Source organism: Motilibacter peucedani (assembly GCF_003634695.1).
Lineage (GTDB): Bacteria > Actinomycetota > Actinomycetes > Motilibacterales > Motilibacteraceae > Motilibacter > Motilibacter peucedani.
In genome coordinates this window covers 22,270-29,980 of sequence record NZ_RBWV01000004.1, presented here as the reverse complement: position 1 = coordinate 29,980, position 7,711 = coordinate 22,270, and the positions used below count along the sequence as shown (strand labels likewise).

Annotated in this window: 9 protein-coding genes; 5 read left to right on the top strand and 4 right to left on the bottom strand. The window is 73.2% G+C overall.

The features are described 5' to 3' along the window. The 3 genes from CLV35_RS01435 to CLV35_RS01425 form a co-directional block, all read left to right on the top strand. Nucleotides 1-100: integrase core domain-containing protein (locus tag CLV35_RS01435; RefSeq protein WP_147431837.1), on the top strand; the 100-nt coding region annotated here is incomplete at its 5' end. Between the two features lie 55 nt (nucleotides 101-155). Continuing rightward, a complete protein-coding gene (locus CLV35_RS01430; RefSeq protein WP_121191649.1) occupies nucleotides 156-764 on the top strand; it encodes a hypothetical protein in 609 nt (202 codons plus the stop codon). Nucleotides 765-784: 20 nt separating this feature from the next. Next, nucleotides 785-1,873, top strand: a complete 1,089-nt coding sequence (locus CLV35_RS01425) for a branched-chain amino acid aminotransferase (RefSeq protein WP_121191648.1) — start codon at nucleotides 785-787, stop codon at nucleotides 1,871-1,873. 33 nt (nucleotides 1,874-1,906) lie between these two features. On the opposite strand, the gene CLV35_RS01420 is transcribed toward CLV35_RS01425, so the two are convergent. Further along, a complete protein-coding gene (locus CLV35_RS01420; protein ID WP_121191658.1) occupies nucleotides 1,907-2,497 on the bottom strand; it encodes a response regulator transcription factor in 591 nt (196 codons plus the stop codon). 173 nt (nucleotides 2,498-2,670) lie between these two features. Between CLV35_RS01420 and CLV35_RS01415 the strand changes: the two genes are divergently transcribed. Further along, nucleotides 2,671-2,952, top strand: coding sequence for a GlsB/YeaQ/YmgE family stress response membrane protein (locus CLV35_RS01415; protein ID WP_121191647.1), 282 nt, complete (start codon nucleotides 2,671-2,673; stop codon nucleotides 2,950-2,952). A 72-nt stretch (nucleotides 2,953-3,024) separates the two neighbouring features. Here the strand turns inward: CLV35_RS01415 and CLV35_RS01410 are convergent, their stop codons facing one another. Together CLV35_RS01410 and CLV35_RS01405 are read right to left on the bottom strand one after the other, a co-directional pair. After that, nucleotides 3,025-3,315 (bottom strand): SemiSWEET family sugar transporter, encoded by a 291-nt coding sequence (locus tag CLV35_RS01410; protein ID WP_121191646.1) that lies wholly within the window; start codon nucleotides 3,313-3,315, stop codon nucleotides 3,025-3,027. Further along, nucleotides 3,312-4,307 carry a LacI family DNA-binding transcriptional regulator gene (locus CLV35_RS01405; protein WP_183061587.1) on the bottom strand — a complete coding sequence of 332 codons (996 nt, stop codon included), beginning with the start codon at nucleotides 4,305-4,307 and terminating at the stop codon, nucleotides 3,312-3,314. Before CLV35_RS01405 ends, CLV35_RS01410 begins: the two co-directional genes overlap by 4 nt. Nucleotides 4,308-4,584: 277 nt before the next feature. Between CLV35_RS01405 and cimA the strand changes: the two genes are divergently transcribed. After that, on the top strand, nucleotides 4,585-6,195 hold the full coding sequence (gene cimA / locus CLV35_RS01400) for a citramalate synthase (protein ID WP_121191644.1): 1,611 nt from the start codon (nucleotides 4,585-4,587) through the stop codon (nucleotides 6,193-6,195). Nucleotides 6,196-6,205: 10 nt separating this feature from the next. Here cimA and CLV35_RS01395 read toward each other — a convergent pair whose 3' ends face one another. Next, nucleotides 6,206-7,696 (bottom strand): peroxidase family protein, encoded by a 1,491-nt coding sequence (locus CLV35_RS01395; RefSeq protein ID WP_121191643.1) that lies wholly within the window; start codon nucleotides 7,694-7,696, stop codon nucleotides 6,206-6,208. Nucleotides 7,697-7,711 lie beyond the last annotated feature (15 nt).

The window sequence follows — 7,711 nt, the reverse complement described above, 5'->3', positions numbered from 1 at the left end:
AGCATGGCTCCACCACTACAACCACCACCGGCCTCACACCGCCCTCGGGAACCAGCCACCGATCGACCGCTGCACCAACGTCTCCGAGCAGTACAGCTAGCCCCCGCGCTCGATACGGCTGTGCACGAGGCCGCGCGAGGTGGCAGGCTGGGAGCGTGCACCTCGTGCGGCGGGGGGCCCGGCGCCCTCCCTCCGACCTCCCCCTCCTGCTCGGCGGCTCCGACGCCGACCCGGGTGCGAGCTTCCCTGCCCACCGCCGGCTCCTCGGCTCGGCCCTCTCGGTCACGCACGCGCTGCACGCCGCGCCCCGTCGTCCCGAGCACGCGATCCCGCCGCTGCCCCCGACGCCCAGCTGGACGCGGCTGCGGGACCCCGAGCACGCGCACCTGTGGCAGGCGGCCGTCGCCGAGCACTGCCACCTCGCCCGCGTCGCCCAGCCCGAGGCCGAGGCCGCGCTGGTGGCGCTGTCGGAGCACCTCGAGCGCGCCGCCCGGCTGGCGTGGGCTCCGGAGCCGGGGCTCTTCGCCCGCGCGGTCGAGGAGTGCCTGCTGGTGAGCGTCTTCGACGCCGACGTCGCCAGCCGGCACGCGCAGCGCGCCTGGCGCCGCTGGTGGGTCGAGCAGCCGTACGGTCCTGCCGTCGGTCCGCGCGACGCCGTGACGATGGTGCGCGACGAGGCCCGCCGCGAGCGCGAGCTGCGCGCCGACTGGGCGGCCGCCTGGGCGCTCTGGGCGGCGCGCGCCCGGCTGCACCGCAGCGCCTGACAGCGGCTACCGTTCACCCCATGCCGATCGAGCTCAAACCGACCAGCAGCCCGCTCTCCGACGCCGAGCGCCAGGCGGCGCTGGCCGACCCCGGCTTCGGGCGCGTCTTCACCGACCACATGGTGCTGGCCCGGTGGGACTCGGCGCGCGGCTGGCACGACGCCGAGCTGGTGCCCTACGGCCCGCTCGCGCTCGACCCGGCGACGATGGTGCTGCACTACGGCCAGGAGATCTTCGAGGGGCTCAAGGCCTACGCCCAGCCCGACGGCGGCGTGGCGGTCTTCCGCCCCGACGCGAACGCCGCCCGCATGGCGCGCTCGGCCGAGCGCATGGCGATGCCTCCGCTGCCCACCGAGCTGTTCGTCGAGTCGGTCGAGGCGCTGGTGCGCCAGGACGTCGCCTGGGTGCCCCGCGACCCGGGCAAGGCGCTCTACCTGCGCCCGTTCATGATCGCCACCGAGGTCGGACTGGGCGTCCGGCCCGCCAACTCCTACACCTACCTGCTGATCGCCTCGCCCGCCGGCGCGTACTTCTCGCGCGGCGTGCAGCCGGTCACCGTCTGGCTCTCGACCGAGTACACCCGCGCAGCCCCTGGCGGCACCGGCGCGGCCAAGACGGGCGGCAACTACGCCGCCTCCCTCGCCGCCCAGCACGAGGCCTCGCAGCACGGCTGCGACCAGGTCGTCTGGCTCGACGCCGCCGAGCACCGGTGGGTCGAGGAGATGGGCGGGATGAACCTGTTCTTCGTCCACGGTGCCGGCGCGCACGCCCGGCTGGTCACCCCGTCTCTCACCGGCACTCTGCTGCCCGGCATCACCCGCGAGAGCCTGCTGACGCTGGCGGCCGACCTGGGTCTCGGGGTCGAGGAGCGGCGCATCTCGACGCAGGACTGGCGCGAGGGCAACGAGAACGGCGAGATCACCGAGGTCTTCGCCTGCGGCACCGCCGCCGTCATCACGCCGGTCGGCGTGGTGAAGTCGGCCGCCGCGTCCTGGACCGTCGGCGACGGCGGGGCCGGTCCGGTCGCGCTGCAGCTGCGTCAGGCGATGCTCGACATCCAGCACGGCACCGCCCCCGACCCGCACGGGTGGATGCACCGCGTCGACTGACGCGCTGCCTGTCCGGCCGCCGCGGCCGTCGGGTCAGGGCCCGCCGCGCCAGTGGTCGATGCGCCGGTGGTCGGGCGTGAACCCGTGGGCCACGCCCCAGAGCACCGCCTGGGTGCGGCTCTGGACGTCGATCTTGCGGTAGGTCGTGCGGATGTATGACTTCACGGTGTTCGGGCTGAGGTACGTGAGCGCCGCGACCTCGGCGTTGCTCTTGCCCTGCGTGATGAGCGCGAGGATCTCGGCCTCGCGGTCGGTGAGCCCCTCGGTGCGACCGGGCCAGTCGAGCCCCGGTGCGCTGCGCGCCCGGGCCGGCTGCGAGCTGACCACGCGCTCGCCGGCGTGCACGGCCTCGAGCGCCTCGACCAGCTCGCGGGCACCGAGGGTCTTCGACAGGTAGCCGCTCGCGCCCTGCGCCAGCGCGCTCTCGACCAGGTCGGGGTCGAAGTTCCAGGTGTAGACGACGACCCTGCTGCACCGCGGGTTGTCCACGAGGACGCGGATCTCGGAGTGGTCGGACTCCGGCTGGGCGAACGAGTCGTAGAGCGCGATGTCGACGGCGTCGACCACGTCGGCGTTGGCGTCGATCTCGCACACGAGCACGCGGTCGCGGTAGGGGTCGAGCATCGTCGCGACCCCGGTGAGCACGACGTCGTAGTCGTCGACGAGCGCGATGCGCAGGGGTTTGCGTCCGGGGGCCACGACGGCGAGGTTACCGCCCCTAGGGGTGTGCCGGGCACCCCCCGGGGGGTGGTGGACTCGACGAGTCGGGACAGATCGTCCATACCAGGAGGTACGTCATGCTCGGGCTCATCGTCACCATCATCGTGGTCGGACTTATCGCCGGCGCCCTCGCGCGGCTCATCGTCCCGGGACGCCAGTCGATGTCCATCGCGATGACCGTCGTGCTCGGGATCGTCGGCTCGCTCGTCGGCGGCTTCCTCGGCTACGTGCTGTTCCACAAGGACTCGCAGGACGGCTTCCTGCAGCCCTCGGGGCTGATCGGCTCGGTCATCGGCGCCGTCATCGTGCTGCTGCTCTGGACGCGCTTCGGCGAGCGCGGCGCCTCGCGGCGGGTCTGACCCTGGCACTTCCCACGACGTCGTGGGTCCAGGTGTGCGCTCCTGGGTCAGGGGAGTCCACGACGTCGTGGGTCAGTCGGGGCGGGACGCGCGCAGCGGGGACCGGACGCCCCCGAGCGCCCCGCTCTTGAGCAGCACCAGCCCCACCAGCAGGGCGAGCGTGACGCCGTTGGCGACGCAGATGGCGGTGTCGGCCGACAGCAGGCCGTAGACCAGCCAGCCGACCACGCCGGAGCCGAACGCCGCCAGGTAGGGCCACGAGATGTCCTCGGCCGACCCGCGCCGCCAGGTGCGGGCCAGCTGGGGCAGCCACGCGCCGGTGGTGAGCGCACCGGCGAGCAGGCCGAGGGTGGAGAGGGTCACGAGGTGCTCCTGCGTACGACGAGTCGGGTGGGGTGCCGGCGGGTCGGGCCGGTGACGAGGCCGGAGGCGCGGCGCGCGCACTCCTGGCCCTGGGCGAACAGGTTCTGCGCGACGGTGGTCAGCCCGGCGGTCTCGGCCTCCTCGACGTCGTCGAAGCCGACGACGCCCAGCCGGGCAGGGACGTCGACGCCGCGCTCGCGGGCCGCTTGCAGCACGCCGAGGGCCAGCACGTCGGTGGCGGCGAGCACCGCGTACCTCTCCTCGCTCCCGACGACGTCGTCGAGGATCCGGTGCCCGGCCTGCAAGCCGTGGGCGCGGTTGTTGCCGGCGCGCTCGTGGACGGCGACCTCGCTCCAGTCGACCCCGGCGGCCTCGAGACCGCGGCGCCAGCCCTGCAGCCGGTCGCGGAAGACGCCGGTGCCCAGCGACCACGTGACGACCGCGAAGCGGGTGTAGCCCTGCGCGACGACGTGCTCGGCGGCCCGCCGGCACGCACCCACGTTGTCGACCGTCACGCACGGGACGCCGGGCAGCGCGGGGCTGCCGGAGCAGACGACGGGTACGCGGCGCTCGACCGCCGCCAGGAGCGCCGGGTCGTCGTCGGCGAGGGCGAGCGTGACGAAGGCGTCGACGGCGGCGTCGTTGACGCGCGCCCGCGCGGTCGGGCCGGTGGCGCGCAGGATCTGCAGCGCGAGGTCGGCGTCGGCGGCCTCGACGGTGAGCCCGCGCAGGAAGGCCCCGGCGCCCGGGTCGCTGAAGGCGTAGGGGAGCGCGTCGTTGAGGAGCAGTCCGAGCACGCCGGTGCTGCCGCGGCGCAGGGTGCGGGCCACCGGGCTCGGCCCGCCGTAGCCGAGCTCGGCCGCCGCGGCCATCACCCGCTCGCGGGTCTCGGCCGCCACCCGCTCGGGCCGGCTGTAGGAGTTCGACACGGTCATCCGCGAGACACCGGCCGCGCTGGCCACGTCGTCGAGGGTGATCCGGGGAGCGCTCACGACACCGAGTGTATCCATACAATGGATCGCTACAACCCTCGAGTGTCCGAACCCGTCGCGCGTCCGCCAGGGCGGACGCGCTGACGGGTTCGGACACAGGCCGCTCAGTGGCCGCCCCGTGTGGCAGGATGAGCCCGTGCTTCGACTCGTGGAGATCATTCACTAGGCGCGCCGGCCCCACCGCCAGCGCGCCAGACCTCTCGCACCCGCGGGGGGTCTTTTGCTTTTCCAGCCCCCCGCACGTGCACGACGAGCGCAGCCCCCGGAAGGACCCGCGATGAGCCCGGCCAGCAGCGAGTTCCACGTCTACGACACCACCCTGCGCGACGGTGCGCAGCAGGAGGGCCTGACGCTGACGGTGGCCGACAAGCTCGCCATCGCCCGCCACCTCGACGACCTGGGCGTGGGCTACATCGAGGGCGGCTGGCCCGGCGCGAGCCCCAAGGACACCGAGTTCTTCCGCCTCGCCCAGACCGAGCTCGAGCTCCGCCACGCCACCCTGGCCGCCTTCGGCTCCACGCGTCGGGTCGGCAAGCGCGCCGCCGACGACGAGCTCGTCGCCGCGCTGCGCGACTCGATGGCCCCGGTCGTCACGCTGGTCGCGAAGTCCCACGCCCTGCAGGTGGAGAAGGCGCTGCGCACCACGCCCGAGGAGGGCCTGGCGATGCTGCGCGACACCGTCACCCACCTGCGCGAGGAGGGCCGGCGGGTCTTCGTCGACGCCGAGCACTTCTTCGACGGCTACCGCTACGACCCGCGCTACGCGCTGGAGTTCGTCCGCGTCGCAGCCGAGTCCGGCGCCGAGGTCGTCGCGCTGTGCGACACCAACGGCGGGCTGCTGCCCGACGAGCTGGCCGACACGGTCGCCGCCGTGCTCGAGGCGAGCAGCGCGAAGCTCGGCATCCACTGCCACAACGACGCGGGCTGCGCGGTGGCCAACACGCTCGCCGCCGTGGCCGCCGGCGCCACGCACGTGCAGGGCACGCTCAACGGCTACGGCGAGCGCACCGGCAACGCCGACCTCGTCACGATCGTGGCCAACCTCGAGCTGAAGAAGCGGATGAGCCTGCTCGAGGGCACCGGGCTGGCGGAGGCTACGCGGGTCGCGCACGCGGTCAGCGAGATCACCAACATCCCGCCCTACGCCCGCCAGCCCTACGTCGGTTCCTCCGCGTTCACGCACAAGGCCGGCCTGCACGCCAGCGCCATCAAGGTCGACCCCGACCTCTACCAGCACGCCGACCCCTCGCTGGTCGGCAACGACATGCGGCTGCTCGTCTCCGAGATGGCCGGCCGCGCGAGCGTCGAGCTCAAGGGCAAGGAGCTGGGCTACGACCTGTCGGGGGAGCGGATGGTCGTCACCCGGCTGACCGACCGGGTCAAGGAGATGGAGTCCCGGGGCTACACCTTCGAGGCGGCCGACGCGAGCTTCGAGCTGCTGCTGCTCGAGGAGGTCGAAGGCGTACGCCGCTCCTGGTTCGACATCGAGTCTTGGCACGTCTCGGTCGACTCCCGCTCGCACGAGGCGACCGTCGCCGAGGCGACGGTGAAGGTGCACGCCGCGGGGAAGCGCAACGTCGCGATCGGCGAGGGCAACGGCCCGGTCAACGCGCTCGACGCTGGGCTGCGGCAGGCGCTCGCCGCCGCGTACCCCGTCATCGAGACCTTCGAGCTGGTCGACTACAAGGTCCGCGTCGTCGACGTGGGCAACGGCACGGGCACCGGCGCGCTCACGCGCGTGCTGCTGACCACTGCGAACCAGAGCGGTGAGGCCTGGACGACCGTCGGGGTCGGCGTCAACGTCATCGGCGCGTCCTGGGAGGCGCTGGTCGACGGCTACTCGTTCGGGCTGCTGCGCGCGGGCGTGCAGCCGGCGCTGCTGCCCTGAGCAGGCCGCCTCACGGCAGGGTCGCGACCACTCCGGCCTTGCGCAGCAGGTCGACCATCGCGAACCCGGCCGACGTGCCGTAGGTCGGCGTCCACTCCGGGTCCTGGCGCAGGTAGGAGCCGGAGTCGCCCTGCATCAGCCCGATCAGCACCTCGGCCACGATGCGGCCGCCGACCGGGCCCAGGTGCTCGCCCGCGGCGGTGACCTGCGCCTCGCGCAGCACGTAGAACCACAGCGGCGTACGCCTGTCCAGCCCCTGGTCGGTGACGTCGGCGAGGTCGGCGGCCGCCAGCAGCGGCAGGCTCATGGCCCGCGCGACCGACTGTCCCGAGGGCACCTGCATCATCAGCGAGCGCAGCAGGTTGCGCGTGGCCAGCGAGGTCGCGGTCGTCGGCGGCATCCCCATCAGGTGGAACAGCGGCGAGGACAGCGTCGTGTCGATCGCCTTGTTGGGCCGCACCCGCCCGTCGCCGAAGTCGAAGAACGTCTGCCAGTCGATGAACCGGCGCGGCGCGCGGCGCCCGCCGCGCAGGTCGGCCGGGTCGGCGAGGTCGGTGGCCGACGGGTCGAAGATCAGCCCGAAGAACTGCTGCGCCGGGTCGGTCGCGCTGGTGCCGAAGTTGGCCCGGTAGCTCGGGCGCACCTGCGAGTGCCCGAAGCGGTAGGCGGCCACCGAGAACTCCACCGGGATGAAGGGGTCGTGCCGCCAGGTGAAGGAGGAGCGCCCGTCGCGCAGCACTGCGTCGACGGTGTCCTGTCCGACCGTGTGCGGCAGGAACTCGTGGACCACCATCCACTGGTAGTGCCAGCGCACGACGCGCTGGGCCTCGGCGAAGACCTCGTCGACGGTGAAGGCGCTGCCCAGGTCGGCGCGCACGTCCGCGAGCACGGCGTTGTGGAACCGCAGCAGGGCGAGGTGCAGCTGCGACACGATGAGGTTCTCGTCGTTGCGCGGGTCGCCGAGCAGGGCGACGGACTGCGCGTTGCGGGGCACGTCGTGGCGCGCCGACCCGTCGACCGAGACCGCCGCAGAGCCGGGTACGTCTTCGACCAGCAGCGTCGAGCGCCCGCCGTCGACCGAGTGGTCGTAGAGGTGGGGTGAGGAGTCGGGACCGCCGCCGTAGACGCTGTCGAGGTCGAGCGCCGGGATGCGGAAGTTGCGGATCGACTCCGGGTCCTGGACCCGCGACAGGCTCGAGGTCGGGTCGAAGGTCATGTCGTGGTCGAGGAACTGCCCCACGAAGGTGAAGCCGGCGGTCGAGGTGGGGTTGTTGCGGTTGTGCAGGCTGAGCGCCGGGTCGGTGATGAGGGCGACCGGGTCGCTCAGGTCGTCGCCGGCGTCCATCGGGCCGCCCGGGGCGCCCAGCTCCGCGAGGGCGGCGCGCATCGCAGGGGTGTCGGCGGAAAACGCCGGCAGCGTCGGGAAGAGCCGGCCGAACCTGCCCCGGTCGTAGAACGTCGAGCGCGGCGTGCTCGTCACGTCCGCGAATCCGTGCGCCATGGGGGCCTCCGCAGA